At 62.2% G+C, this 26,877-nt stretch carries 29 protein-coding genes and 3 pseudogenes; 19 read left to right on the forward strand and 13 right to left on the reverse strand.

What is annotated here, in order from left to right; translation table 11 throughout:
* The first annotated feature begins 7 nt into the window (after positions 1-7).
* From rpl12p to NBT81_RS15330, 7 genes are all read left to right on the forward strand, one after another.
* Positions 8-358 (forward strand): 50S ribosomal protein P1, encoded by a 351-nt coding sequence (rpl12p, locus tag NBT81_RS15300; RefSeq protein WP_338739703.1) that lies wholly within the window; start codon positions 8-10, stop codon positions 356-358.
* Positions 359-463: 105 nt separating this feature from the next.
* Entirely contained in the window at positions 464-1,675 is a 1,212-nt protein-coding gene (locus tag NBT81_RS15305; RefSeq protein ID WP_338739704.1) for a tripartite tricarboxylate transporter permease, read from the forward strand.
* 149 nt (positions 1,676-1,824) lie between these two features.
* Positions 1,825-2,214 (forward strand): hypothetical protein, encoded by a 390-nt coding sequence (locus NBT81_RS15310; protein WP_338739705.1) that lies wholly within the window; start codon positions 1,825-1,827, stop codon positions 2,212-2,214.
* 25 nt (positions 2,215-2,239) lie between these two features.
* Positions 2,240-2,419 (forward strand): HVO_2753 family zinc finger protein, encoded by a 180-nt coding sequence (locus NBT81_RS15315; protein ID WP_338739706.1) that lies wholly within the window; start codon positions 2,240-2,242, stop codon positions 2,417-2,419.
* Between the two features lie 2 nt (positions 2,420-2,421).
* A complete protein-coding gene (locus NBT81_RS15320) occupies positions 2,422-2,688 on the forward strand; it encodes an elongation factor 1-beta (protein ID WP_338739707.1) in 267 nt (88 codons plus the stop codon).
* 58 nt (positions 2,689-2,746) lie between these two features.
* Positions 2,747-3,037 carry a 50S ribosomal protein L21e gene (locus NBT81_RS15325; protein WP_338739708.1) on the forward strand — a complete coding sequence of 97 codons (291 nt, stop codon included), beginning with the start codon at positions 2,747-2,749 and terminating at the stop codon, positions 3,035-3,037.
* A gap of 6 nt (positions 3,038-3,043) precedes the next feature.
* Complete coding sequence (locus NBT81_RS15330; protein ID WP_338739709.1) at positions 3,044-3,400, forward strand: RNA polymerase Rpb4 family protein; 357 nt, start codon at positions 3,044-3,046, stop codon at positions 3,398-3,400.
* Between the two features lie 5 nt (positions 3,401-3,405).
* Here NBT81_RS15330 and NBT81_RS15335 read toward each other — a convergent pair whose 3' ends face one another.
* Positions 3,406-3,993, reverse strand: coding sequence for a HalX domain-containing protein (locus NBT81_RS15335; protein WP_338739710.1), 588 nt, complete (start codon positions 3,991-3,993; stop codon positions 3,406-3,408).
* A gap of 131 nt (positions 3,994-4,124) precedes the next feature.
* Here NBT81_RS15335 and NBT81_RS15340 point away from each other — a divergent pair, with 131 nt between their 5' ends.
* Entirely contained in the window at positions 4,125-5,975 is a 1,851-nt protein-coding gene (locus tag NBT81_RS15340) for a PAS domain S-box protein (RefSeq protein WP_338739711.1), read from the forward strand.
* Between the two features lie 20 nt (positions 5,976-5,995).
* On the opposite strand, the gene NBT81_RS15345 is transcribed toward NBT81_RS15340, so the two are convergent.
* Positions 5,996-6,214, reverse strand: coding sequence for a DUF1328 domain-containing protein (locus NBT81_RS15345; RefSeq protein WP_338739713.1), 219 nt, complete (start codon positions 6,212-6,214; stop codon positions 5,996-5,998).
* A 206-nt stretch (positions 6,215-6,420) separates the two neighbouring features.
* Between NBT81_RS15345 and NBT81_RS15350 the strand changes: the two genes are divergently transcribed.
* The 3 genes from NBT81_RS15350 to NBT81_RS15360 all read left to right on the forward strand — a co-directional run bounded on the left by NBT81_RS15350 (position 6,421) and on the right by NBT81_RS15360 (position 8,840).
* On the forward strand, positions 6,421-6,570 hold the full coding sequence (locus NBT81_RS15350; protein ID WP_338739714.1) for a hypothetical protein: 150 nt from the start codon (positions 6,421-6,423) through the stop codon (positions 6,568-6,570).
* A 240-nt stretch (positions 6,571-6,810) separates the two neighbouring features.
* Positions 6,811-7,533 carry a hypothetical protein gene (locus NBT81_RS15355; RefSeq protein ID WP_338739715.1) on the forward strand — a complete coding sequence of 241 codons (723 nt, stop codon included), beginning with the start codon at positions 6,811-6,813 and terminating at the stop codon, positions 7,531-7,533.
* Complete coding sequence (locus NBT81_RS15360) at positions 7,533-8,840, forward strand: hypothetical protein (RefSeq protein WP_338739716.1); 1,308 nt, start codon at positions 7,533-7,535, stop codon at positions 8,838-8,840. The genes NBT81_RS15355 and NBT81_RS15360 overlap by 1 nt, the downstream gene beginning before the upstream one ends.
* Before the next feature lie 1,480 nt (positions 8,841-10,320).
* Here the strand turns inward: NBT81_RS15360 and NBT81_RS15365 are convergent.
* Positions 10,321-11,511, reverse strand: coding sequence for an ISH3 family transposase (locus tag NBT81_RS15365; RefSeq protein WP_338737857.1), 1,191 nt, complete (start codon positions 11,509-11,511; stop codon positions 10,321-10,323).
* Between the two features lie 362 nt (positions 11,512-11,873).
* The gene (locus tag NBT81_RS15370) at positions 11,874-12,866 is read right to left on the reverse strand and encodes a transposase (RefSeq protein WP_338738304.1); all 993 of its coding nucleotides are present in this window, start codon (positions 12,864-12,866) and stop codon (positions 11,874-11,876) included.
* Positions 12,867-12,926: 60 nt separating this feature from the next.
* Between NBT81_RS15370 and NBT81_RS15375 the strand changes: the two are divergent.
* The 3 genes and pseudogenes from NBT81_RS15375 to NBT81_RS15385 all read left to right on the forward strand — a co-directional run.
* A pseudogene (locus NBT81_RS15375) lies at positions 12,927-13,840 on the forward strand (DUF955 domain-containing protein).
* Between the two features lie 123 nt (positions 13,841-13,963).
* A complete protein-coding gene (locus tag NBT81_RS15380) occupies positions 13,964-14,794 on the forward strand; it encodes a type IV toxin-antitoxin system AbiEi family antitoxin domain-containing protein (protein WP_338742573.1) in 831 nt (276 codons plus the stop codon).
* Between the two features lie 5 nt (positions 14,795-14,799).
* Positions 14,800-15,153 (forward strand): annotated as a pseudogene (locus NBT81_RS15385) (nucleotidyl transferase AbiEii/AbiGii toxin family protein); the annotation flags it as partial.
* A 31-nt stretch (positions 15,154-15,184) separates the two neighbouring features.
* Here NBT81_RS15385 and NBT81_RS15390 read toward each other — a convergent pair.
* Together NBT81_RS15390 and NBT81_RS15395 are read right to left on the reverse strand one after the other, a co-directional pair.
* Positions 15,185-15,784, reverse strand: coding sequence for a transposase (locus tag NBT81_RS15390; protein ID WP_338742561.1), 600 nt, complete (start codon positions 15,782-15,784; stop codon positions 15,185-15,187).
* The gene (locus NBT81_RS15395) at positions 15,748-16,257 is read right to left on the reverse strand and encodes a helix-turn-helix domain-containing protein (protein ID WP_338739428.1); all 510 of its coding nucleotides are present in this window, start codon (positions 16,255-16,257) and stop codon (positions 15,748-15,750) included. The genes NBT81_RS15390 and NBT81_RS15395 overlap by 37 nt, the downstream gene beginning before the upstream one ends.
* A 92-nt stretch (positions 16,258-16,349) precedes the next feature.
* On the opposite strand from NBT81_RS15395, the gene NBT81_RS15400 reads away from it, so the two are divergent.
* The 3 genes and pseudogenes from NBT81_RS15400 (at position 16,350) to NBT81_RS15410 (ending at position 18,225) form a co-directional block, all read left to right on the forward strand.
* Positions 16,350-16,754 (forward strand): nucleotidyl transferase AbiEii/AbiGii toxin family protein, encoded by a 405-nt coding sequence (locus NBT81_RS15400; RefSeq protein ID WP_425498685.1) that lies wholly within the window; start codon positions 16,350-16,352, stop codon positions 16,752-16,754.
* Positions 16,755-16,905: 151 nt separating this feature from the next.
* Positions 16,906-17,726, forward strand: a pseudogene (locus tag NBT81_RS15405) (hypothetical protein).
* An 85-nt stretch (positions 17,727-17,811) separates the two neighbouring features.
* A complete protein-coding gene (locus NBT81_RS15410; RefSeq protein WP_338739720.1) occupies positions 17,812-18,225 on the forward strand; it encodes a PadR family transcriptional regulator in 414 nt (137 codons plus the stop codon).
* A 156-nt stretch (positions 18,226-18,381) separates the two neighbouring features.
* On the opposite strand, the gene NBT81_RS15415 is transcribed toward NBT81_RS15410, so the two are convergent.
* The 6 genes from NBT81_RS15415 to NBT81_RS15440 all read right to left on the reverse strand — a co-directional run bounded on the left by NBT81_RS15415 (position 18,382) and on the right by NBT81_RS15440 (position 23,517).
* On the reverse strand, positions 18,382-18,894 hold the full coding sequence (locus tag NBT81_RS15415; protein ID WP_425498686.1) for a TspO/MBR family protein: 513 nt from the start codon (positions 18,892-18,894) through the stop codon (positions 18,382-18,384).
* Between the two features lie 231 nt (positions 18,895-19,125).
* A complete protein-coding gene (locus NBT81_RS15420; RefSeq protein WP_338739723.1) occupies positions 19,126-20,562 on the reverse strand; it encodes a PAS domain S-box protein in 1,437 nt (478 codons plus the stop codon).
* Positions 20,563-20,726: 164 nt separating this feature from the next.
* Complete coding sequence (locus tag NBT81_RS15425; protein WP_338739725.1) at positions 20,727-21,155, reverse strand: RDD family protein; 429 nt, start codon at positions 21,153-21,155, stop codon at positions 20,727-20,729.
* Positions 21,156-21,416: 261 nt separating this feature from the next.
* Complete coding sequence (locus NBT81_RS15430; RefSeq protein ID WP_338738304.1) at positions 21,417-22,409, reverse strand: transposase; 993 nt, start codon at positions 22,407-22,409, stop codon at positions 21,417-21,419.
* A gap of 118 nt (positions 22,410-22,527) precedes the next feature.
* Positions 22,528-22,818 (reverse strand): HalOD1 output domain-containing protein, encoded by a 291-nt coding sequence (locus NBT81_RS15435; protein WP_338739726.1) that lies wholly within the window; start codon positions 22,816-22,818, stop codon positions 22,528-22,530.
* 54 nt (positions 22,819-22,872) lie between these two features.
* The gene (locus NBT81_RS15440) at positions 22,873-23,517 is read right to left on the reverse strand and encodes a helix-turn-helix domain-containing protein (protein ID WP_338739727.1); all 645 of its coding nucleotides are present in this window, start codon (positions 23,515-23,517) and stop codon (positions 22,873-22,875) included.
* Between the two features lie 170 nt (positions 23,518-23,687).
* Between NBT81_RS15440 and NBT81_RS15445 the strand changes: the two genes are divergently transcribed.
* Positions 23,688-24,476, forward strand: coding sequence for an SDR family oxidoreductase (locus tag NBT81_RS15445; protein WP_338739728.1), 789 nt, complete (start codon positions 23,688-23,690; stop codon positions 24,474-24,476).
* Between the two features lie 43 nt (positions 24,477-24,519).
* Positions 24,520-25,575, forward strand: a complete 1,056-nt coding sequence (locus NBT81_RS15450) for a hypothetical protein (RefSeq protein WP_338739729.1) — start codon at positions 24,520-24,522, stop codon at positions 25,573-25,575.
* 33 nt (positions 25,576-25,608) lie between these two features.
* Here the strand turns inward: NBT81_RS15450 and NBT81_RS15455 are convergent, their stop codons facing one another.
* Positions 25,609-26,844, reverse strand: a complete 1,236-nt coding sequence (locus NBT81_RS15455; protein WP_338739730.1) for a sodium:proton exchanger — start codon at positions 26,842-26,844, stop codon at positions 25,609-25,611.
* Positions 26,845-26,877: the final 33 nt, after the last annotated feature.

Below are 26,877 nucleotides of genomic sequence, written 5' to 3' on the forward strand. Positions count from 1 at the left end.
ACAAACAATGGAATACGTTTACGCAGCACTCATCCTGAACGAGACGGGCGAAGAGATCAACGAAGACAACGTGACCGCGGTCCTCGAAGCCGCCGGCGTCGACGTGGAGCAGTCCCGCGTCAAAGCGCTGGTCGCGGCGCTCGAGGACGTCGACATCGAGGAGGCCATCGACACGGCCGCCGCAGCGCCCGCCGCGGGCGGCGCGGCCGGCGGTGCCGCCGAGACGACCGACGACGACGACGACGACGACGAGGACGCCGGCGGCGACGAGGCCGCCGACGAGGAAGAGGAAGCCGCCGAGGAAGACGACGAGGACGAAGAGGCCAGCGGCGAGGGCCTCGGCGAACTCTTCGGCTGAGTCGGTCACACCGCGCCCACGCGACGATCCCGATTTTTTCCGCGACCGCATCGAACAGCCTCGCTGCCGGGGGTTCAAATACGAGCGGGCGGCCACCCGGTCTCGATGCCACCGGCCGTCGGCCCCACGACGCTTTGCTACGCCGTCGCCGGCGTCGGCCTCGGCACGTGCAGTGGTCTGACGCCCGGACTGCACGCCAACAACTTCGCGCTGTTGCTGGCGTCGGCCGTCCCCGCCCTCCCCGGTCCGTCGGTGGCGCTCGGTGCCGCGATGCTCGCCGCCGGCGTCGTCCACACCTTCCTCGACGTGGTGCCGGCGCTCACACTGGGCGTTCCGGACCCCGCGACGGCGGCCGTCACGCTGCCGGGCCACCGACTCGTCCTCGACGGCCGGGGCCGCGAGGCGCTCCGGCTCTCCGCGCTCGGGAGCGGCCTCGCCGCCCTCGCGGCGGTACCGGTCGCCGTCGTCCTGACCGGCGTTGTCGAGGCCGTCTATCCGACGCTCCGCCGACACGTCCCCGTCCTCTTGGTCGCGGTGGCTGTCGTCCTCGTCGCCACCGAACCGACGTGGCGACGGCGAGTCGTCGCCGTCGGGACGCTCCTCGTCGCGGCCGGGTTGGGGTGGTTGGTTCTCGACCTCGATCCGTCCGGCCCCGTCGCCGCCGGGGGTGTCCTCGCGCCGCTGTTCGCCGGGTTGTTCGGGGCGCCGGTGCTCGTCGAGGCACTCGATGGCGAGGGCGTCCCCCCACAGGCCGACCCAGCCGTGACGCTCGACCCGCGGACGGTGGTCGGGACGGCGGGCGCCGGCACGGGGGCGGGCGCGCTCGTCGGCTATCTCCCGGGAGTCTCCGCGGCCGTCGGGACGGTGCTCGTCCTGCCGGCGGTCCCCGGTCGGTCCGGCGCGCGGGGGTTCCTCGTCGCTTCCAGCGGGGCCAGCACCGCCAACACCGTGTTCGCCCTGTTCGCACTCGTCGCCCTCGGCACCCCCCGGACCGGCGTGATGGTGGCGATGGACCGGGCGGGCGTCCCGCACGCAACGGGCGTGTTGGTGGGGACGGCGTGTCTCGCTGCCGCGGTCGGGTTCGTCCTCGTCGTCTCCGTCGGCGACGCCTACCTCCGGACGGTCGGCCGTCTCGACTACACTCGGGTGTCGCTCGCGACGGGGGGCGTCCTCGTCGTCCTCGCGTACCTCTTCGCCGGCGGTGTCGGTCTCGCGGTGTTCGCGCTCGCGGCGGTCGTAGGGCTACTTCCGCCGGTCCTCGGCGTGCGGCGGGTCCACCTGATGGCCGTCCTCGGTCCCGCCGTCGTGTCGGCGTAGTCCCGACGTCGCCACGCCCGGTTCGTTCAGATCGTTCGACGCGCGTGGCTGAGTCCCACCCGCTCGCTTCGCTCGTGGCACTCCCGCGAAGTGGGACTCGGCCGTGGGCTGTTATTGTTAGCGATCCGATAGTAACGCGGTGGTCGGATATGACGGGCACGACACACGCGACGGCCCACCGGAAACGCAGGGCTGCACTCGAAGCGATTCCACCGATCGAGCGTTCGGAAACGGACGGCCGTCTCCGGATCACACACGGCTTCAGGGGGATCACGCCAGCGCAGGCGATCCGGTACCTGGAGTCGCTTGGCGGCGACCGAATCGACGACAGAACCGTCGACGGAACCGGCTGGCGGGCCACGCTCTCGACGCGGGCCGTCCCCGTCGGGCCGTCCTACAGGCTCACGGAGGTTCGCGTGACGTGGACTGGCGACCCCGACGCCGTCGAGTCGGTCGTCCCGGAGTTCAGACTGAAGGCGTTCCGGGCCCCGGCTGACCGGCACCGCCGGCCGTCGAGAGACCCGAAAGACAACGATTAAACCCTCCGAGTGGGTTCGTCACTGTATGAGCCAGACGGAAGGAAAGCAGGAGCGCCAGTGTGTCTCCTGTGGCATCAACATCTCCGGGATGAGCGCCGCCTCGTTCAAGTGCCCGGACTGTGGCCACCGAATCTACCGCTGTGCGAAATGCCGCAAGCAGAGCAATCTCTACGAGTGTCCCGACTGCGGGTTCCGGGGGCCGTAACGATGGGCAAGGTCGCTGCCAAGATGAAGGTCATGCCCAACAGTCCCGACGTCGACCTCGACGACCTGCAGGAGCGCCTGGAGGCCTCGCTCCCGGAGGGTGCGAAGATCAACGGGTTCGAACGCGACGAAGTCGCGTTCGGACTGGTCGCCCTCCTGCCGACGGTGATCGTCCCCGACGACGCGGGGGGCACCGAGGCCGTCGAGGAGTCGTTCAGCGGGGTCGACGGCGTCGAGAGCGTCGCCGTCGAGAACGTCGGCCGCATCTGAACGCCCGGCCCGTAACGCACCATTTATAACCACCACGACAGTATCCTCTCCCACGACAATGCCGAGTTCAAACGGGCCTATGCAGGGGACGCGCGGCAAACTCTCGAACGATCCGCGAGACCGCGGTGCGTCTCCGCCACAGCGAGCGATTCAGGAGTACGATGTCGGTCAGAAAGTCCACCTCACGCTCGACCCGAGCGTCACCGAGGGTCGGTTCCACCCCCGATTCAACGGGCACACCGGCACTGTCCTCGGGATGCAGGGCCGTGCCTTCAAAGTCGAGATCAACGACGGCGGCAAGGAGAAGACGATCATCGCGCGCCCGGCCCACCTCAAGGCCCAGCAGTAACGCGCGATGACCATCTTCAAAGAGCGGATCGACGAGGAGTTCGTCACCGTCTCGGAGGTCAAAGACCTCCTCGCCGAGGTCGAGGCGGACCGCGCCGCGGACCCCGACCGCGAGATGCGTTACGAACTCGCGCGGGCGATCGAACACGCCAACACGTTCGCCGTCCTCGACGCCGAGGAGTCCCGCGAGATGGTCGAGCAACTGCTCGAACTCGATCAGGTCGACGAGATCGCGGCGTTCAAGATCGTCGACCTCCTCCCGCAGGATCGCGACGAACTCCGCTCGGTGTTCGCCCACGGCCGCTACTCGCTCGACGGCGACGAACTCGACGAGATCCTGAACGTCGTCGCGAAGTACGCGTAGCGCCGCTACGTCTCGTCGGCGTCCGCGTCTCCGGCGTCGATGTCGAAAAACGCCTTCTCGAACGTGTTCGGATCCATCTGCCCGACCGTCTCCGAGGCCCGCGCGTCGAGTTCGTCCGCGCGCTCCCGTAGTGTCTGGTACTCGCTGCTCGACTCCAGTTCCCGCTTCGGCTTCTCGGCCTCCAGCGTCGTCAGTTTCTCGGCGACGCTGAAGCGCTCGCGAACCTGACTGTCGTACTCCGAGAGGGTGAGCAGTTCGTCGACCGTCGACCGGAGTTCGTCGTCGGTGACCGGTTTGGTCAGGTAGGCGTCGAACTCCATCTCGACGATGTCGAAGTCCGGATCGACCGCGGTTACCATCGCGACCCGCGCGCCGACCCCACAGCGTCTGATCTCGTCGAGAACGTCCCCGCCGGACAGCCCCGGCATCCGTCGATCGAGGAGGATCGCGTCGGCGTCCGTCGCCTTCTCCAGCGCTTCCTCCCCGCTGTAGGCCTTCTCGACGACGTAGTCGTCGGAGAAGGCGAGTGCGTAGACGTCGACGATGTCTTCCTCGTCGTCGACGAGGAGAACTGTCGGCTGCTCCGGTGGCATTGTGGGCTCATCCGTGGCGTGCTGTGTTAAACGGTGTGGCTCTCGCCGTCGTGCCCACCAGAAATGGAACCATTTATTCGGATCGGTGATAGCGTTCCCACATCACGCCAAGGCGACCGACACACCCGAACATGTCACAGGCTTTTCACTCCCGATACGAAGCGATCTGTGAGGCTTCGCCGGACACTATCCTCCTCGTCGACGACAACGGACGGATCACGTACGCCAACGAACGCGTAGCCGACATGTTCGGCTACGAGCCGGCCGAACTGCTCGGCGATCCGGTCGAAGTGCTCGTCCCGGCGTCGGTGCGGTCGATCCACGCGGCCGACCGGGAAGCGTACCTCGACGACCCGGAGACGCGACCGATGGGGGCCGCGATGGACCTCAAGGGCCGACGCAGGGATGGCTCGACGATGCCGGTCGACATCAGCCTGAGCCCGATCCGAACCGCCGGCAGTCTCGAAGTGATGGCGGTCGTCCGCGACGTCAGCGAGCGGGAAACGTACCAGAAGACCTACCGAACGATCCTCGAAGCAGTTCCGGACGCCGTCCTCATCACCGATGCGACGACGGGCAAAATCGTCGACGCCAACGACGAGGTGGCCACGCTCCTCGGCGACGATCCGGAGACGTTGGTGGGTGAACCTCACACGGTCGTCCACCCGGCGGCGGACGAAGCCCGGTACCGCGACCTCTATACACGACGCGTCCCCGAAGACGGCGCCATCTTCACGCAGTTCCCCGACGGGACGGATCTCTGTGTCGAACGAACCGACGGAGACCGCGTTCCGATAGAGATCAACGCCCGCGTGTTCGAACTGGAGAACCAGCGGTTGATCGTCAGCGTCCTCCGGGACGTGTCCTCCCGAAAGCGGCGCGAGCGGCGGCTCCGCGCGCTCCACGACACCACGCGTCGGCTCGTCGAGGCCGACGATCCGTCGGGGATCGCGACGCTGATCGCCGACACCGCGGATACGATTCTGGAGTACGCGAACACCGTCGTCCGGTTCGCGAGGGACGGTCGACTCCGGCCGGCGAGCAGCACCGCCGCGGCCCTGTCGACGATGGGAGTGCGTCCCTCGTACCCTATCGACGACACGACACCCGCGGGCCGGGCGTATCTGACCGGGGAACCGATCCGAATCGACGACGTCCGCGATATCGAGGACGGGCACAGCCGCGGCGACGCCCGCGCCGCGATGTATCTCCCGATGGGTGAGCACGGCGTCGTGAGCGTCGTCGACACCGCGGTCGGCGCGTTCGACCGGTCGGACATCGAACTCGCGGCGATTCTGGCGACCAACGCCGAAACCGCGCTGGACCGTCTCGCACACGAGCGCGAGCTCGAACGCCAAAACGAGCGACTCGACGAGTTCGCCGGCGTCGTGAGCCACGACCTGCGGAACCCACTCGACGCCGCTCGGGGATGGCTGGACGCGGTCGACCGTCCCGAGTCGAGCGAGAACCTCCGTCGCGTCGAGGACGCGCTCGACCGGATGGACGCGATCATCGAGGACACCTTGACGCTGGCGAAACAGGGGCGGGCCGTCGGCGAGTCCGACGTGGTCGACGTGGCGGCGGTCGCCAGGGAGAGTTGGGTCGTGGTCGCGACCGGCGAGGGACGTCTCGAGGTGGCCGACGAACTCCGGATTCGCGCCGACCGGGATCGACTCCAACACCTGTTGGAGAACCTGTTTCGGAACAGTGTGGAGCACGGCTCGACGGACGACGATTCCGGCGTCACCGTCACAATCGGCCCCGTCGAGGGCGGGTTCTACGTCTCCGACGACGGACCCGGTATCCCACCCGAGGAACGCGATGCGGTGTTCGAACCGGGGCGTACCTCTTCATCCGACGGAACCGGACTCGGACTCACCATCGTCGACGAAATCGCCGAGGCACACGGCTGGGAGGTCCGTGTCACCGACGGCGACGAGGGGGGCGCGCGCTTCGAGTTCACGAACGTCGAACGCAGTTAGTCCGGTCGCCGTCGGCGTCCCTACAACAGGAACGAGACGACGGCGAGGACGACGAAGATGATGACGAGCCACTTCGCAATCTCCATGCTGAGGCCGGCGATCCCCCGTGCGCCGAGGATCCCCGTAACGAGCGCGAGTATCAGAAAGAGAACCGCGAGTTCGATCAGGCCGCCGCCGAACTGCAACGGTATCGCCCGGATCGAGGCAGCACCGCTGGCTACGACGTGTTCGATTCCCATGTCTCCGTGTTGACCGCCGGGCGTTTCATCCCCTGGCGTATTCACGCGTGTCCGGATTTCTGATCAATCGGGTCAACAGACCCACACCGGTTCACCCGGTTAATCAGGACGGTGCCACCACCGTGAGAGTCGGGGTGACTATGCGCTCCCCGTCTAGGGACGAACGGAACGGGTGACTCGACCGACGATCCGGACACGCGGGCTGGATGGGTGCCCGACACATGGGCGCACTGGAGACGTCGACGCGAGACGCGGTGGCCGCAGCGATCACGCTCAGCGAGGAGGACGGACGGGTCACGGTGTTCGACGACGGCGCGTTCGAGGACGTCGGGGTGACCCCCCTCGGTGTGGAGTGACGGCGGTTCGGACGTTCCCAGAGAAGTAGCCGACGACGCGTACAGCACCGCCGACGTGGTCCCGCCGGTCGCAGTGGCGGGCCCCGTGAGGTCCCGGTCGTCGTGATCCACTACATCGTTTCACGTTACGCGATTGCTGGGCGGCTATCGACGTTCGAGTATACGGACCTCGGGTGAGCAGAGCGTACACGGGCGATACGAGTGGTTTTTAACCTGAGCTGTCCGAACCGTCGGTGGACAATGGTCTCCCCGACACGTCGTGCCCTCCTCCACGGAGCCGCGGGGCTCGCCGCCGGGTTCGCCGGGTGTAGCGGGCTACTCGACGGCTCGGCCGAGTCGACGCGTACAGCCCCACGAGGCGGGAGCAACGGCCGTCCTGAGTCCGGGTCAGTGACAGATCCGGAGACACTCTTGCTCCGCTTGGCTACCGATCGCCCGCCGATCTGGCTCGCGACGTCCAACAGCGAAGATAGCGGTCGTCCGGCCGCAAGCGAGCGTGACCGCTGGCGCGAGTTTATCGTCGTTGACGACACGGCTCGTGCTGACCGTCTCGATGTCGCCGATACTGTCGACCGTGATCAGGTCGAGTCGTTTCTCGCAGCGACGGACTTTGCGGGCGAGACAGTCTACGTCGAGATGGGGGCGGTCGAGGAATGTTTCCGACTCGATCTCTGTTACATCGGCTGGACGCCGACCGAAATATCGACGGATTACACCCGACAACTCCGCCCGTATACCGAGCGCTGTGAGGCCGACGAGTTGGTCGTCGAGGCTCGACTCGTCCGGATCCCCGACGCGATCGAGGCAGCCGACCTAAACAGCTACTCGTCCTCGATCGGGTCCGGAGTCTGCGACCGACGCCGAGGACACGCCGAGGGGGAGGGTGGATCTGAGCCTTCGCCCGCAAGCGAGAGTGATATTCGGACCGAGACGGCGACGATCGATTCCGGAGGTGGTCAGTGATGCACGAGGAGAGTGCGTCCACGCCGGATCGGGAGCGGACGACCCGTCGGGGACTGCTGGCACTGACCGGGACGACCGTCCTCGCCGGCTGTGGTGGACTCCCTGGACTGGATGGTGGGACGGACGCGACACTACGAGCCTACGACCTCCCGGATATCGACGCCGACGAGGATCCGGAACCGGTTATTCCCGAATCTGTCCCCGTCGATATCGCCCCAGAGCACTTCGACGCCGCCCGGAACAGGGTCACGACACTGCTCGCAGACCTCCCGATACCGCTGGGACCCGAGGATATTCCGAACGGCTACATCCGCACACAACTCGCCGACGCTGCGACCGACGCCACCACCGGAATCACCGATGCACGCGACGCCCGGACGGAACTGGTGGCACTCGAGTCACTCCGGCGGGCACGCACCGAGGCCCGGTACGCCGCCGCTGGATGGGCAGTCGCCGACCGTGGTCTCTCGGTTGAACCCATACAGCGAGCGTACAGGCAGACGGTCTCGGACGCCCAGTCGGTTCGGAACGCCCACGAGTACGTGGGCACCGATCTCACCCGGGCGGCGCTCGTCCACGCCCGTATCGAGGACACACTGGAGCGAGTGATCAACAGTAGAGTCCCCTCACAGGATGGAAACCGACTCCTGTACATTGCAGAGTGGGGTGAGGACGCCGAGTTAGCACAGGCACACCTCGACGACGTCCGCCATCTCGACGCGCAGTTCGCGACGTCGCTACCGGCCGACGCTGGCCCTGTCGAAGAGACACTCACGGCGGCCGCCGAGACGCTACTCGCGGACGTCCGGTCGCGCCGGCCGGAGTTACCACCGGAACCGACCGCCGAGGAGTGGGACATCCCCGAGCGGGTGATCGGAGACCTCCGCCGGGACGCCGACGACGGGATCGATCGCGTCGTGGACGCGACCGGGCCAGCCAGTGCCGTGATCGACGCGAATAGACGTCTCACACACTTCGAGGCACTGGATCGCCTGCAGGAGCGTATCGACGAGGGCGAACTCTCCCGACCACGGAGTGCCGAGGCGGTTCGAGAGATCCGGTCGGCTGCCTACGATGCGCTGCAAGCGGCGCTCGAAGAGAGTCCTGCGCCGGAGTTGACGCGAACGGCCGTCACGAGTGCTGCCTGGCGAGTTGCCAGTACCGACTGGGAACTCGCCCGATACGAGGGGGAAGTCTCCGTTTCGCGTCTCGATCCCCACATCGTTGACTACGCCGTCGCGACGGCTATCGGACGTGCGGCCCCGGATATCTCCAGACGGACCGTCGAGACACTAGCGCGTGCGTGATAGTGATACGCTCGAACTCACGAGAGGATCCGAAAGCGGTCGTACGCACGCAGATCGAGCGATTACGACGCTCTCGCCTCGGGTGGGTGACCGTACACGCTGCCCGTCGTTCGGGATGGGATCGGCCACTTTGCCGCCGAGCAGCGAGTCGTCGCCGTCACACCCGGTGGTGACGAGCAGTGGAGCGGCGTCTCGACAGCGAGGTCTCGGGTGCGCCGCCCCCCGATCAAGGTCGGGGACACCTCTACGTCCCGACGGGCGACGCTCCAGATCCGGTACCTGCGTCGGTAACGATCCTCTGCCTTACCGACAGTGAGGTCGTCGGGACAGTCCGCGACGGTGACGGGTGGACGTACGGCCTCACCGTCGCTGAAAGCGACGTGTTCGCTCGGAGCGCGGCCGCATGCGTTCGACTCGCCCCCGGGCACCGAACGCTGGCGTCAGTCGATGGTCCCACTCGGCTATGACGAGTCCAACCCGGTCGATTCCACCGCGACGCAGATTGCGCCCGCCGTTACCGCGGATGGCGTGTACGTTTCCGACCGGAACGCTCCCGTGGAACGACTAGGTCGTGGGACAACGGTGGTCGCCATCCAACCGCCGACACGGCCGAAACCGATCCGAACGTTGGCGATATGCACAGCACTGCCCTGTCACCGAATGCGGGGAACACGAGTCCGGACACCGGCCGTGTCGCTGTCAGTGCGTCGGTAAACACGAACGTGAGAATCGCGATGACGCCGCCGCGGAAGCCAGCGTGGAGACCGGCAGCACTCGGAGTTCGGGAGCCAACTCATCGGGGTAGCGGCTGGTAACGAGACTCCTACTCCGAGACTCATAATGCGGAATGCGACGGGTGTGGAGGTCCGAATACATAGTCTATCCAACACGGTACAGCAGCGTCGGCACCTGCGGTTTTGAAGTTCGAGCGGCGGTTTAGCTTGACTGAGCACACCGTCGAGACGGTCGTACATTCGTGCTGGCAGTCTATCCAATACGAACGCGGAATCCACTCCTACTTCCCCGCCATTCTGCTATCGTTTCTCAAACTTAGCTGACTCTTTGAGCTTCAGCTACATCTTTGATAGGCCCACGTGTAGCCACCCGTGAGAACGATGAGTCTACTGCAAGCTATCTACCCGTTCGTCTTGGCCGTTCTAAATATGGCACTGGGTTGGTTTCTCTACTACCCATTGGGATCCGTCGCTGGTATCTTGCTCGCTGCGATCGGCGTCGTCGTCCTTCTCACCCGGATCGGAGGCACTGTCGCTAGTTGTCCACTCTATCGATAGCGCCGGTGGCAAGAGTCCGGTTTAACACGATAAGAAGGCCGAAACGAGACGAATTCCACTCCTGACGCTGCACCGAGTTAGAAAAATATCAAATACTTGGCTGTTGTCCGCTGTGGCAGTTATTTCGACGACCGTCAAAAGATAGCTGTCGCTGTTCGCCAGCCTCGCTTCAGCCGAAGCGAGGCGGCTCAGCCGAGTCCGTGCTCGTATCCTGGTGGTAACCCTTCACTGTTTGTCCGATGCTTTTGCTTCCAGCCGAGCTCATCGTCTAACACCTGCTCGATCCCGTGGAGAAACCCATCACTGAACGTGAAATCTGTCGGGAGTGCTCGCCCGCCACGCCGTGGCCGGGCGAGCACTGCCCATTGCAACACGAGCCACAACTGCTCCAACAGGAACCCGACACCCACGTAGAAGAGCCGAATTATCGTCGATGGCGTCGTTGTCAAAGCACGCGCTTCGCGGAACTTCTCATAGCTCTTCTCGATCCGTGACCGATGGTTGTAGACCTGCGCCACTTGCTGCGGCGTGCGGTCTTCCAGACCGTACGCCGCGTAGCCCGTTTGTTTGAGCCCTGATTTTCCACGATCACCGTTCTGGTAGGTGACGTTCACTGCCAGCGGATACGTCTGTTCGTACTCTTTGTCTTCACAGACCGTCTCTTCTGTCATATGCGAAGCAGTGACAGCAAGTTTCTCCCGGAGCGAGTCTTTCCGGGTTATGACCGGAAAGACTGGCGGTGCTGTCTCCCGAAGAACACCGATTAACTCCCCGACGAAGGCGTCTCTGTCCATGAGGATCTGGTCGGTCTCGAATGGATATGTCTCGACGCGGGCGAGCACGCGCTCGACCGCGTCGGCCTTGCTGTCCTCGCCATCAACTGGTTCAACTGCCAGTGTTAGTGGCTTTCCCTGCGCGATGACGAACGCAGTACAGTACCGGTGACACTTCGTGGTTCCGTCCCGTGCTTCCATTCTCCTGAACTCGTCCTCGTCGTCTGGATGACCGTGGAACGGATTGTCCATGAAGTCCAGACAGATGGTTCTCGACCCGCCGCGGTCGAGAACCGTCATTGCCACCAGTGCGAGGATATCGTTGACAGCATCGAGCATCGGCTCTTTCTCCAGGGTGTGCAACCAGTCCATCACTGGCTCGCGGTTTGGCGTGTCCTCAGTATTCGTTGTGACGCCGTTGACTGAGGTTGTGTCAACAGCAGCTCGTAAGACGACTTCCATGATCTCCTCGGAATCGAGGCCAGAGCCCTCGATTCCTTCCATCGGTATCAGCTCAAGCAACTCCATGCTAAGAGACTTCAACTGGCTGTTCGAAATGTACTCGTCCGGATCTGTGAGGATGCGTTTGAGTTTTGGTAGCCTCATCACGCATCCATCCGGACGGCGGCTGAATCAGGCGACTGATTCAGTCGCGTCATTCTGATCACTACGTGTCAGCAACTGGTCTCTTGAGCCAGAGTGGACAACTAGCGACTGTCCGTGAACATCGACTGGTACTCGGGGACTCGGGCTGATCCCCCTTCCGAGCCGTCTCGTTGAACGCACTCTCCGTCGGTCGCGTTCTTACTGACAGACACTGGGAGTTCGGAAAGACGCTGCTGTATACAACGCGAGGTGACGTGTGTAGGCAACAAACGCTGGGTGCTGGTGTTTCCCACACGATACGTTCTCTCGGTCGCCTCGGCCACGACAGCTTAGCTCTCCAGGAGGGTGTCATAGAACTCTTCTCACACCGTGATGATTGTGCTTCCCGGATTGTCTCCGCGTTCGTAGTTGGTGATTGCGACGACGAGGCGCAGACACAACGCGAGGAACACCTGCGCTCGTGCATGGACGCGGCCTCGGGCGTGCGTTCGCCCGAGGCCGCAGCCCTTGACTGATTCGTTGGTTCGTTCGACGCCACTCCGGCGGTTGTACGTCTCGTCTAGCGTTGATTGCTTCAGCTGAACGTCGTTGCTGTGTTTTTCAATGCGGTCTTCTACCCTGTACTCGATATCTTTCGGGTCGTCGGTGTTTCGTGGATTGTACGGAGCGACTGGCACGACCCCTGCGGCCAGCAGGTGGTCGTGCCAGTCGAGCGTGTCGTAGGCACTGTCTCCAAGCATCCACATCGGTTTCCCGACGGCGAGCGCGTCACGCGTGACGCGCATCGCCGTCTCTTCTGGTGCTTGTTTGCTCTCGGTGAACTCGGCTGCAATCGGGATCTTTTGCCCGGTTGAGACGATCGTGCAGCCGTAGCCGTAGTAGTACTCGTCATCGGTTGGATCATAGCACTTCGATGCGTCTGGATCGGCGGGCATCGCTCTCACGTCGGTTGAATCGATAGAATACGTCAAGTCGAGCAGGCCCCGCAAGGCGGCCTGCTCGACGAGATGGTCGAAGACCCGGTCAACAACGTGCTCAAGATCAGTGAGGAATCGATCGACCGCGTCTCTCGACGGCGGTCGATCGAAGCTACAGCTGAGCCAGACAACGGTGTTGTTCAGTTCTCGTGCAACCGGACGGATACCGTAGATGTTCTTGTAATAGCAATGGAGAAAGCCACGCATCATCTCGGGCGGCTCAAGATCTCGTGTTCGCCCCGTCTCCGCCGGGGCGAACACGTCGAACCCTTCAAGAAACTCGAAGGAGAGGTGCTCGAACAACGCCAACGTCTCCGTTTCCACGGCATTGAAGAACGATTCTACCGAAGGATCATCTTGCAGGGTCGCTGAACTCATTCCACCTCAGCGTTCACCCTGCTCTTTGGTATGCGAACTGTTCTATGACACCCTCTGACAATGTTATCGAGTACCGATTCGCGGGTTAGCTTCGGTGATTCGGATACCCGCCACGATCAGATGCACAGTACCATCGAAGAGTGGATCGACGACCTTGTCATCGGCGTCAACGACGCGCAGGCCAGCGTGGAGTTCTAGGAGTGGCTCGGCGTCCAGAGTCGCTTCCACGATTACTCGTATCGGAACACGCTCCTCATCAAGCGGCAGTGTCCCGAGGCGAGCCGGGTTGCGGGCTACCGGACGTGGCAGGAGGAGTTTGACCACCACATCAAGGAGGGTGAGTCGGCCATCTGGATCTGGGCGCCGATCATCACCAAGCAGTGCCCGGAGTGCGAGAATTCGCCGAACTACCACGAGGACAGTAACTGTGAGTACGACGAGACACCGCCCGAGGGTTCAAGCTTGCGCCGGTGTTCGATGTCTCCCAGACCGAGGGCGAGCCGCTTCCCGACCTGAACACGGAAGCGACCGGGGACACCGGCAACCTCGTCGAACATCTGACTGCCGCCGCTGATGAACTCGGTGTGACGGTGCGAATCGTGCCGGAAGCGGAGTGGACGCACGGTGAGGCCAAAGGCATCTGTGAGCAGTTGAGTCTCGTCGACGTTCAGCCGCTCGTCGAGGTGCGTGATCGGAAGAACGAGGCCGACCTCGCGCGGACGCTGATCCACGAGTACGCCCACGCCCTGCTTCACTTCGACGTCGACGACGACGACACCGAGCGGTCGAAACGCGAAGTCGAGGCCGAGGCGGTCGCCTACGTCGTCGGGCGGTACTGTGGGCTGGATACCAGCGGGTCGGCGTTGTACCTGGCCGCGTGGGAGTCGGACGATCCCAAGATCGTTCGCGACCGTCTCGACCGCATCAGTTCCACAGCAGAAGAACTCATCGACGTGCTCGAAGACGGCGTCTGAATTCTTAACCAATACTTGGTTCTACCCCCAATTTCGTTGGTTAAGTCTGCTCGTCGCCGCCGTCCGCGGCAGTCGCAAGGCTAAAGCAGACTCGTATTTATATTCTATGTAAGAAACGCAGGTATAAGTATCATAGAACAAACGCAAAATATACGCCAGGGTCTCTCGACTCGAGAAAGTCGACTCCTTGCACGACTCGCTGGCGCGGGTCACCAGATCATCTCCGTCGACGACATCGAGACGACACTGGAGATCCCCCCAAACACCGCCCGTGAGATCGCCTCCCGGCTCACCGAGAAGGGCTGGCTCGACCGGCTCTTCCCGGGCACGTATCTCATCATTCCACTCACAGCCGGCGAGGAGGCCGTGTACACGACCCACGAGTACCTCATCGCTGCCCACGTCGCCGAGCCGATGTACATCGGCTACTACAGCGCCCTCAGCCACCACGGGCTGACTGAACAGGTCCCCCGGACGGTGTACGTCGTCACGCCGACCCGAGCGCAAAGCCGAGAGATCCACGGCGTCCCGTACCGCGTCACGACAGTCACCGAGCGGAAGTTCTTCGGCTTTGAGCCGACATCCATCGAGGGCACGACCGTTCAGGTCAGCGACCTGGAGAAGACGCTGGTCGACTGTGCGGACCACCCCGAGTTCTGTGGTGGTCTTCGGAAACTTGCGACCGCGATGCGCACCGCCGACGAACGGGGTTGCGACTGGGACACGGTCGGCGAGTACCTCGAGCGCCTCGACAACGGCGCGGCGACCAAGCGGATCGTCTACCTCGCCGACCAGCTCGGCATCGACCTCCCCGCCCGCGAGGAACTCGTCGCGTCGTTCACGAGTGGCTACTCGTTGCTGGACCCGACGCGACCCGACAACGGGTCAACCGACAGTACGTATCGCCTCCGAATCAACGTCGAGCCAGCCATGCTGGAGTCGGCGGAGTCCTGATCGCGATGATCAGTCAGGACCGGCTCCGGATTCTCGCTCGCGAACTGGGCGTTCGGCAAGGGTACGCCGAGAAGAACTACGTTAATTCGTGGCTCCTCTGGGGCATCTTCACGAGCGGCTACGGCGACAACCTCCTGTTCAAAGGCGGGACCGCGCTGTCCAAGCTGTATTTCCCGCAATCGTGGCGATTCTCGGAAGACCTCGATTTTGGCGTCGAAGGGGAGTACCAGGGGTCCAAACAGGAGCTCCGAGCGGTCCTCGATACGATTGCCGACCGCTCTGGCATCGAATTCGAGATTCGCGAGCACCACGAATCCCAGCAGGACCACTACCCGACCCACTACGTCGACATCAGCATTCATACGGTCGTGCGTTAAATTTTACCGGTACTCATGGACAGAGATAGTTCCAGATATTCGGTTCAGACACTGTAGAGAGTCCTCGTTGAATCTGCTGTTTTAGCGCTGAGAGATCAGGAATGAGACGATGCTTGAACCATTCGTTGAGTCGATCCCAGCACCCTTCGATCGGGTTGAGTTCCGGCAATTTCGACGGAAAGTACCAGACATCGAGATGCTCTTCACCTTCCTCATCTCCGCGCACGCACTCGACCGAACTGTCTTCGACAGTCTCGGTCGAGCGCTCATCACTAACATGCTCCCAGAGATCTCTGTTGTAGAAGTACCCAGCACGGTCAAGAAACACAACCAGTTCTTCACCGAATTTCTCTTGGAGCGCACCAAGCAGCCAAATGCCTTGTTTTGACGTGAGATTCTCTTCGGTCCAACAGTAGAAGCTGTCACCGTCGTCGGTGACAGCGCCAAGCACTGTCACCTTATCCCATGAGTTCGATGTCTCTATCGTCGGATTTGACCCAATCGGGTACCAGCCACGGCGTTGAACAGTGCCGACGCGTTTGGTAAACTGATCGACGACAACAACGGTTTTCTCGGTCAGTTCAGGTCGTTTTTTTGAACTGTCTGTTGAAATTCGGCCTCTTTCTCTGTGTCAGCTTCGTGATTGCGCGGCCGTGCTGTCCGGCAGGACAGCCCGGCCTTCCCCATCAACTTTCGTCCATGACCCTTGCTGTATTCGACATCATACTCCTCTCTAACGTGGTGTAACAGGAGCTTCGTTGACCACGCTTGCTGATCGTAGCCCCGCTCAGTTGGTGGCTCTTGCAGATGATCGAACAACTCCTCGCGCTGATTGTCTGCAAGTTTCGAGGGCCGTCCAGGTCGAGACTGGTCGTAGGGTGCCTGCTCGATCGGTTCTTCGTCGAACCGATCGAGCCAATTGCGGATCGTTTTCTCGACAACATCGTGGCGTTCGGCGAGTCTGTCGATTTCATCACCCTGCTTCCGGCCGATCGCCGCGAGAACACGTTCTCGCGGGATCTCTCCTTCCGTTTGCTCACGTAACTCGTGGAGTTCTTCCAGAGTAATATCGTCCAGCCGGCCCATTACGAGAGAATACGACTACTGTAGTAAATACTTTCGCACGACCGTATCAGTACCGCGCCGTCCTCAACCACCCCAACACGACCAGCATCGACGTGATGGTCGACGAGCACGTCGCCTTCGACCCCGTTCAGCACACTCACGCGCACGAAGATGTGCCCGAATTCGATCTCCAGGCGTACAGCGTCGAGGAGATCTTCGCCGAAAAGCTCCGAGCGATCTACCAGCGCGGAGCCGCCCGTGACTACTACGACCTCTATCAGCTGCTCGAAACCGATTCGGTCACCATCAACTTTGCCGACGTGGGGCCCGCTTTCGACGCGAAGTGTAAACACGATGGGCTCACCGTTGATCTGAACGACGGACTCCAGGACGAGCAACAAGAGACGATCCGCCACCAGTGGGAGACCACGCTGCCGGACCTGACCGGTGATCCGCCGGCGTTCGAGATGGTCTGGGAACAGTTGGATACGGCGATCTCCCAACAGGGATCGTCGTAGGCAACGGCCGATATCGGTGTCGATGGCCGATGGGTGCCGCATCCGGAACTCTGGGGGTTTAACCAACAATCTGGGATCTATGGCTGGTGCGTTGGTTACGTTTTTGAGCGTCCGTCGAGGGGCGGAGGCGCATTCCAGCCTTCACCGAATCATGACAGAGCGACATCTTAGAGCTGTTCTGGTAGAAGCTGAGCGGGTTGCAGAACAGTACGACCAGGTCGCCAAAGCCACAAGGATTCCCCTGCACACGAGTATCTCCGGTATGCCGTACTCCGACTTCTCGAAGGCGATGCCAACTCGATCCCCGAGGAGGTCCCGCAGGTCGATGGCGTGACAGTCGGATACGGCCGAGATCAAGCGATGTACGACAGTTGAGGGTCCGACGTCGAGTGATGGGACACAGTACCGCCACAGGACGACTGTACGCGCTTTCGAGTGTTCTACCCTGAGGACCAAACACCGGTTCCCCGGGTCATCCTCACCGTGATGACCGCGCTGGGAGCATGGCGAGTCTGGGAAGGGAGTGCCGCTGCCTGTGGCTCCTACGATCATCGAGAGCGACGAGAAGTCCACTTTCTCTGGCCGGAGGGGAACCTTGCGGAAGCGCTCTTGGAAAACCGGATTCAGGAGACTGACGACGCTGTCGCTCCAGACGGAGGACAGACAGGGGACGTTCGCGACCGAATGCTCGTCTCGAATGGCTCCACCTCGGCCGATGATCTCGAGCCACGAACGAAACGCGCTGTCGAGGAAGCGATGACCGTCTCCCTACTCGTCAAGGGTGGTCGCTACGAAGTCGAAGCGGCGTCCGGAAATCGATACGAGGTCGATATTATCGGGCAATCCTGTACCTGTCCTGATTGGCAGCAGCGCGCTCCAGACGGTGGCTGCAAACATATGCGTCGCGTCGATCACGAAATCAAACAGGGGCAAGTCCCACGTCCAGATGGTCAGCTTCCACCACAGGTGTAAGCTCCTGTCTTGCTTCTCAGTCGCTTCTGCGTAGTAGTTTACTCTGGGGTAAACTACTTTGGCGTACTCGATTGAACACACCAATATGGACGATGGCCTTGGGAACGGTGAGAACACGGCACCACGGGAACTCATGCATTTCGTCACTCAGCAGACGCGGTTCGCGCTGATCAACAACATTCTCCAGCACCCCGAGCAGTTGCCCTCGATGTACGAGCTCGAGGAGCTCAATCCCAGCGTGAGCGATGCCACCGTCTACAAGCATATCCAGAAGCTCATCGACGCCGGCATCGTCAAGGAGGTTGCCCTGGACGACGACCAGCGCCGACAGGGCTACCCGTGGAAGTTCTACGGGCTCACCGAAGACGGCCGCGAGTTCTTGGAGACGCACAATCTGCTCGCCGCGGAGGAGACACTCCAGCAAATCTACGACACCATCGCCGATAAGCCCGAGAAGATGGTCAAGTACGAGAACGCCGCCCGTCCGGACGGCGTCTAACGGCACCTGACTCTGTTGAAACCCTCAGAAGTTGATAAGAATGGCGTGCTGAATAGAACGCGCATATTCAGCAAACACAACTGAAGGCATTCGTCTTTAGCTAAGACTCACACCTCGTTTCCGGTATACATCTAGGTCAGTGCCGTCCGCTCGTGATCAGTTCAGTTGGAGAAACTGGTAGTTCAGGATCGCTGCGAAGCCGACCCAAGCGATGTAGGGGATCAGCATTGCGGCGGCACGACGGTCTACGCGTGCGAACGCCCACGTGGTGGGCAACAGCAAGACAAAGAGCCCGAGGATAACCCCAAATGCCAGCCCGATGCTCTGGAAAGCGAAGAAAGTCGGCGTCCAGGCGACATTGAACGCCATCTGGACGACGAACAGTCCCAGGGCGACCTTTACGTCCCGGCGGTCTAACCCTCGACTGTACACCAGGTACGTAGCCACACCCAGCAGGGTGAACAGGATAGTCCAGACTACCCCAAAGGTCCACGTCGGCGGAAACAAGGAGGGTTTTGTCAGTGATTCGAACCACTCGGTGCTCGGCCCGCCCAGTATCGCCGGAACCGCACCGACGATATTAATAATCACGATCGCTATCCCCGCTCCGACGACATCGTCGCGGTCTATCCCTCTAATCGTGGTACTCACGAAAGCAAGCCATCTCATAAGATAGCTAACAGTTGAAATGCAATGATGAAAGGTGTATCGGGATTGTTAGCGCGATTCAGCGATTCCGCTCTGCTGACTTCACGCTCTGTATCTCGCACACTACTACTGACGGCTGTCGGGTAGTTCGTCAAGTTGGTGCTGCATACAGCGCGCTCATGTCGTACACGCTACGCTCAGTGGTTGAGGCCGCACTTTTCGATGTATCGGTCACAGACCGTGTCTAAACACTCACGCGAACTCTCCCTGTCCCGCCATCTCGAACTCGAATCGTGCCCCACCATCAGTTCCATCGGTTACAGACAGTTCCCAGCCGTGTGCTTCCACGATTCGTTTTACGATGGTCAACCCGAAACCAGTACCACCATGTGCTGACGACTGCCCCGGTTCGAACACTTCGTCACGCTGTTCGACTGAAATTCCTGGTCCATCGTCTTCAACGTAGATTCCCGTTTCATCGTGAGATCCGACACAGACGGCCACGTCTGACCCACCGTGTTCAACAGCGTTCCGGAACAGGTTCTCGAAAACGTGCCGTAACCGCTCTGGATCGCCTTGGAAGGTCATCTCGTCGACGATCTCGATAGTTGCGTCGTCCGTGTCTACTGTTGCCCAGCACTTCCCGACGAGGTTGGTCAAACTGATCGACTCGGTTTCGCTTATCGTGTCGCCTTGGCGAGCAAGCGTCAACGTGTCCTCAACGATTGTCTCCATCCGGTCGATCGCCTGCAGGAGTGGATCGAGATGCTCGCTTTCCGTTTGCTCTGCGAGGAGCGTTGCACGACCCTGTGCGACGTTGAGCGGGTTGCGCAAATCGTGAGAAATAACACCCGCAAACTCTTCGAGACGCTCGTTCTGCTGACGTAATTGTCGCTCCCGTTCGACGCGTTCAGTCACGTTCCGGGTGATCCCAACGAGGCGAGTTACCTCACCATCGGAGACTACCGGTGCAAGCTTCGTTTGCCAGAAGCGTGCGCTTTCACCGACCCTGAGTTCCTCTTGGTACGAGATAGGTTCGTCAGCGTTGACACAGCGGTGGTAGTTCGCTTCTAACTCGGTTCCTTGCTCCTCACCGAATACGTCTCGTGGTGTCTGGCCCTGCACTTCTTCGATCGTAATGCCGGTTTGATGCTCGTAAGAGGGACTGAGGCGTTCGAATTCAAATCGGACATTATCTTCGCCTTCTTCGACATTAATGAGAAAGATGGCATCCTCCACGTTGTTCAAGAGGGCCTCGTACTCTTCGGCGAGCCCTTGGGATTCGAGCTCGTACCCCTTGCGTTCGGTGATATCCCGACTGCTAAGCAGAATCCCATCGATGATGTCGTCGTCGAGTCGATTCCGTATTGTGGCTTCGATCCAGCGCCACGAGCCGTCAGCGTGGCGGAAGCGGACTTCGACAGTCTCGGATTCGGAAGGGTCCGAGAGAACGGTCTCCAACGCGTCGGCGTTTCGTTCCCGATCCTCGGGATGGACGAACTCGTATCCTTCCTGACCGATCAATTCGTCGGGATCGTAGCCGAGAATCCGTGTGACGGACGGACTGACGTAGGTTATCGTCCCGTCGGTATCGACGACTGTCGCGAGATCATTCACCCCCTCAACGAGCGTCCGATACCAGCCAGGCCCGCGTTTATCGTTCTCTCGAAGAGTCGTGTCGTCTTCCATTAGTCGTAGTGTGTCCACTACGCATGTATGTATTTTGAACTCGTGCTCTTTCTCCAGTACAAGCGGTACTGTTTTTAGTATATGTACATGTGATTGTCGAGACGTTGCTGACGCCACCCTCTATATTCAGCAGCCGGTTCCTATCCGCTGTTGAGAATTTTCGGCTACTGTCGTTTCACGACAATCGTGTCTGCGACGAGGTCACCGACCCGTTGGTTGTCGTTGGTAACCAGCATCAGCACCATCGCAACCAGATTCGCCGTCGGAAGTGCGTCGACGATCCACAGTAGGTTTCGCAGTATCGACGCGCCAACCGTACAGTTGGAGCCATCCGACCTGACGACGACGAGCCCCAACAGGTACTTTCCGGGCGTGTACCCGTACAATCCCTCGAGCAAAAAGCCGTAGACCAAGGTTGCGACCACCCCCACGAACACCAGCAAAAGGAATCCGGTATCACCGAGAGCCACCCCGGCGATCACGGCCACACCCCAGATCAGCCCCATGTGGACCGAATCGGTGACATACGCGAGTACCCGGTGCCAGATCACGTCTCCGCTCGTTCCGAGTTTCGGGGTCGGATGTTTCTTCATGTCGCTCTTTGAGTGTTAGAAGTCGCCATACAGCTTGGACAGGCTACACTCCGGCAAAGGAACGCGTGGAGTGAGGTCTGGTATCCGATGCCGAGGCGCTCCAGTACACCACCCTCTCTATCGGTTTCAACGTAGAGGTCGCCGATTCCTTCGGCGGTTACCGCCGTTTTCGCCACCTGGACACCACAGTCCGGACACTGCCGCTCATCTATTTGTTTCAGTTCAGTATTGATACCAATTGAGGGTGTCATAGAACTCTTCTCACACCGTGATGATTGTGCTTCCCGGATTGTCTCCGCGTTCGTAGTTGGTGATTGCGACGACGAGGCGCAGACACAACGCGAGGAACACCTGCGCTCGTGCATGGACGCGGCCTCGGGCGTGCGTTCGCCCGAGGCCGCAGCCCTTGACTGATTCGTTGGTTCGTTCGACGCCACTCCGGCGGTTGTACGTCTCGTCTAGCGTTGATTGCTTCAGCTGAACGTCGTTGCTGTGTTTTTCAATGCGGTCTTCTACCCTGTACTCGATATCTTTCGGGTCGTCGGTGTTTCGTGGATTGTACGGAGCGACTGGCACGACCCCTGCGGCCAGCAGGTGGTCGTGCCAGTCGAGCGTGTCGTAGGCACTGTCTCCAAGCATCCACATCGGTTTCCCGACGGCGAGCGCGTCACGCGTGACGCGCATCGCCGTCTCTTCTGGTGCTTGTTTGCTCTCGGTGAACTCGGCTGCAATCGGGATCTTTTGCCCGGTTGAGACGATCGTGCAGCCGTAGCCGTAGTAGTACTCGTCATCGGTTGGATCATAGCACTTCGATGCGTCTGGATCGGCGGGCATCGCTCTCACGTCGGTTGAATCGATAGAATACGTCAAGTCGAGCAGGCCCCGCAAGGCGGCCTGCTCGACGAGATGGTCGAAGACCCGGTCAACAACGTGCTCAAGATCAGTGAGGAATCGATCGACCGCGTCTCTCGACGGCGGTCGATCGAAGCTACAGCTGAGCCAGACAACGGTGTTGTTCAGTTCTCGTGCAACCGGACGGATACCGTAGATGTTCTTGTAATAGCAATGGAGAAAGCCACGCATCATCTCGGGCGGCTCAAGATCTCGTGTTCGCCCCGTCTCCGCCGGGGCGAACACGTCGAACCCTTCAAGAAACTCGAAGGAGAGGTGCTCGAACAACGCCAACGTCTCCGTTTCCACGGCATTGAAGAACGATTCTACCGAAGGATCATCTTGCAGGGTCGCTGAACTCATTCCACCTCAGCGTTCACCCTGCTCTTTGGTATGCGAACTGTTCTATGACACCCTCATTCATCACACCTATATATTCGAATGCCGGCGCTCGGGCGGTCGCGTCCGCGACCCGGCGACGCTATCCGGTCGCGTCCGCGTCGCGGAGGAACACGGTGCCGGTGCTCCGGGCGACCACGACGTAGCCGCCGTAGGTGAACGTGAGACACCCGGCGCTGGGTCGGTCCGAGCAGTCGGTCTCCCAGAGGGAATCGAGGGCCTCCACGTTGATCCGGGCGTCGAGCGGTGGGAGGTCATCCGGCGACGTGTCGTCGAGGGCGGCGACGGCGGCGACGAGGGCCTCGCTCACCCGTTCTCCCTCGTCATGGTGGACGTGGTAGACGTCGTCGCGGTCCGTGGTAGCAGCGCCCATGGTCGAACGTGTTCGGGGAGCGACCTCACTCTACGGGTGTCCCACCTGTGACGTTTATGACTCCTCGACGAGCGTTCGCTCGACGAGCCGCGACGTGCCCCGTCGGATGCGGCCGCCGACGGCGGTGGGCGAGATGTCGAGGTCGGCGGCCAACTCCTCGAGCGACGTCCCCCGTGGTTCCTCGAAGTACCCCGCCTCGTACGCGGCCAGGAGGGCGTCACGCTGGGCGTCGGTCAAGCCGACGCCGTCGACGGAGACGTCGTCGAGGCTGTAGATGTGGTCGATGTGGAACTCGATATCCTCCCGGTCACAGAACTCCCAGAGGCCGCCGAGCGTCTCGCGGTCGGGGAGTTGCATCCGAACCGACCACCCCGTGTCGGTGCCCTCGGCTTCGAGCATGAGTCCACCCATCTCGGTGGTGATGGGAGAGATCAACTTCGTGCCCGACGTGTGCCGGAGGCGGTAGATCCGCGTCGTGGCCGCCTCGGCGACGAGCAGCGACGCCTCGACGGTGTGGTCGCTCTCCAGTGACGCTTCGAACGCCGGGAAGTCGTCCGTCTCGACGAGGAAGAAGAACATCCCCGTCTCGGGGTCGGTCGCGGTGTGGGAGACGACCTGAACCGACGCGTCGGTCGACCGGATCGTCGGGGTCAGGGCGAGGTCGGGGTGGTCTATCTCCACGACGGCGATGAGGCTCATCCGACCCTCCGGCGGCGGTGGTGTGTGGTCGTAGGGGCGGCCGATCGGCCCACGGCGTCCTCGTTCATGTCCGCGATGGGGGAGCGGACGGCCTTTAACGGTTCGGGAGCCACGTGCGACGGATTTCCGCCTCCGGTGACTCTTTGGGGAGCGCAGGGGCACATCGGGGTATGGATCTCGGACTCGACGGCGACGCAGCACTAGTATCGGCGTCAAGCAGTGGACTGGGGAAGGCCTCGGCGACGGCGCTCGCGGCCGAGGGCGCGGACGTCGTCGTCAACGGTCGCGATCCCGACCGACTCAACGCGGCCGTAGCCGACGTCCGCGAGAGGGCGACCGGCGAGGTGGTCGGCGTCCGGGGCGACCTCACCGATCCCGAGGACGTGACACGTCTGGTCGACCGGACCGTCGAGGCGTTCGGCGGCCTCGACCACCTGGTGACGAGTGCCGGCGGCCCGCCGAGCGGGGCCTTCCTCGACACCGACGACGGGGACTGGTACGACGCCTTCGACTTGCTGGTGATGAGCGTCGTGCGGCTGGTTCGGGAGGCGACCCCGCACCTGCGCGACGGCGGGGGGACGGTCACCACCATCACCTCGGGAAGCGTCAAGGAGGCCATCGACTCGCTCGTGCTGTCGAACTCGGTGCGGATGAGCGTCGTCGGTCTGGAGAAGACGCTGTCGACGGAACTCGCGCCCGAGGTGCGAGCCAACACGGTGTTGCCGGGCACTCACGAGACGCCGCGGATCGAGGAACTCGTCGAACAGGGCGTCGAACGCGGCGACTACCCCGACTACGAGACGGGGGTCGCGGAGTGGAGCGCCGGCAACCCGATGGGGCGGATCGGCCAACCCGAGGAGTTCGGCGACGTGGTCGCCTTCCTCTGTTCGGACCGGGCGAGTTACGTCAACGGCGCTGCCGTCCCCGTCGACGGCGGCGACCACGCCTCGAACCTCTAGGGCGGGGATTTTATGTGGCGGTGGGGGCCCCATCGGAAACGACATGGTACTGGGACTGTCGGGGGAGCTGATTTCGGTCGTGCTGTTTCTGGCCGGCGTCGCCATCGTCGTCGTGAGCGTCGAGACGTTCATCGAGGCCGTCGCCGAGGGTGCGTTGGCGCTCGGGGTCTCGGGCTTCTTCCTCACCGTCGTCCTCGCCGGGACCGACCTCGAAAACGTAGTGCTCGGCATCGTGGCCGCGGCCGACGAACTGCCCGACCTCGCGCTCGGGACCGTCTTCGGCGAGGCGCTGTTCATCCTCGGAGCCGCCGTCGGCATCGCGGGGGTACTCGTCCCCTTCGAGACGGAGGTTCCCCGGAACTACCTCGGGCTGATGACCCTCGCCCCGTTCCTCTTTTTCGGCCTAGCCCTCGACGGGACGCTCTCCCGGTTCGACGGTATCGTCCTCACCGCGACGTTCGTCCCCTACCTCGCCATCGTCTACCTGCTGGAACGGTCGACCGAGCGGCAGTACCTCTCGGCCGAGGACGTCGAGATCAGGGAACGAGCGCGCGAACGGGGGGAACTCGGCGTCGACGAGGACGAGGAGTGGTTCGACTTCGATCTGGATCTGGACGTGGACGACTTCGTCGAGGAGCGCGTCCCCGAGCGGTACGAGGGGCCGGCGTTCGTCGGGATCGCGATTCTGGCGGCCGTCGGCATGACGGTCGGGTCGGAACTCGCCGTCTCGGGGGCAGAAGACCTCCTCACGTTGCTGGGTGTGACCGGCCTCGCCTTCGGCGCGACGGTGATGAGCTTCATCGCGTCGCTCGAGGAACTGTTCCTGACCGTCGAACCGGTCCGGCGGGGGCGCCCCGAAATCGGCGTCGGCAACGTCGTCGGGAGTATGCTCTTTTTCGTCAGCGCGAACGCCGGCCTGATCGCGATGGTCCGCCCCCTCGACACGACGGGGACGGTGCTGACGGTCCACTGGCCCTTCTTCTTCCTGACGCTGGGCATCGTGACCGTCGCCTTCCTCCGGGGGAAAGTCGACCGGCCGACTGGGGTCGTGCTCCTGGGTTCGTACGTGGCGTACTGGGGCGCGAACTTCCTGGTCTAAAAGAGTCGAACAGCCCGACTGTGGGGTCGTCCGTTACTCGCCGATCGGCACCCCGCTGTACACGACGAGTGCGATGACCCAGTAGGCGACGTAGAGGCCGCCGAGCAGGTAGCCGTGCCAGCGCTTCATTTCCCCCTGGTAGAAGAAGTACGCGGCCAGGACGGTGACGATGATCATCGCCGGGAGGTGGAAGGTCAGCACGGACGGCGAGATGGCCACCTCGCTGAGGTACATGATGACGCCGATGTTGCCGGTCACCGAGAACAGCACGCTGCCGATGACGTTGCCGACGCCGATCTCCGGGAAGCCACGCCGAACCGGTTCGATGGTGAGCAGGAGGTCCTCACCGGTCAGCAGGAGGGTGAGGAAGGTCGCGCCGAAGACGGTCTCGGAGATACCGAAGCCCTCGATGACGACCTCGGAGCCGCCTTCGAGCAACATGGCGGCGAAGACGATGCCGACGAGCGCGACGATAGAGAGGACGATCCACATGATCCCGGAGTCGGCGAGGTCGCCGAGGATGCGGTCCTCCGGGATCTCGTCCATCGACTGGGGGCGGGCCACGCCGCCGTCGGGTTGGAGTTCCTTCCCGAGTTCCGTGTCACGGAACACCGGAATATCACGCTGGCGCTCCCGGAGGATGAAGTAGCCGAAGGCGAACACGAAGAAGGCCGTCAGGACGAGTCCGTGGATGAACGTGAGCGTTCCGAGCAACACGAACGGAACGAGGATCAGCGGCGAGAGCGCGAAGATGACGATGTAGTCGGTCGGCAGATTCACCGGGAACGGCTTGATGATCGCCGCCAGCGCGAGCGTGATGCCGATGATCGCCAACCCGGTGCCGAGCGCCGTCCCGAGGGCGGCCTGTTCCAGCCCGCCACTCGAGAGCACCAGCGCGAGGATCGTGTCGTCGAACTCGAAGCCGGTGAAGACGATCGCGAGCGCGAACAGCGACATCTTCATGTTGATCGACGCGCGGGCGAGGTAGCTGATGAGCTTCTCCGTCGAGGCGGTCAGTAACACGATGCCGCCGAGCAAGACGAACGCGGCACCGATGGTCCCCTGGGCCTCGATGAAGCCCTCGATGGCACCCTCGATGCCGCCCTCCTCCTCTTCACCCTCTTCGCCCGCCTCGCCGCCCTCCTGTGCGCCGACGGGGTCGACGGGACCGCTCGCCCCGAGGTCGTCCGCGACGGCGGACGCCGCCGGCGAGGCGACGACGAGCGACAGTAACAACACGATACCGACAACCATCCGCTTTCGAACCATGGGACGTCGAAAGAAGTGGACTATTATGTAGGT

Origin of the sequence: Haloplanus sp. CK5-1, from assembly GCF_037201915.1 — an archaeon.
GTDB lineage: Archaea > Halobacteriota > Halobacteria > Halobacteriales > Haloferacaceae > Haloplanus > Haloplanus salilacus.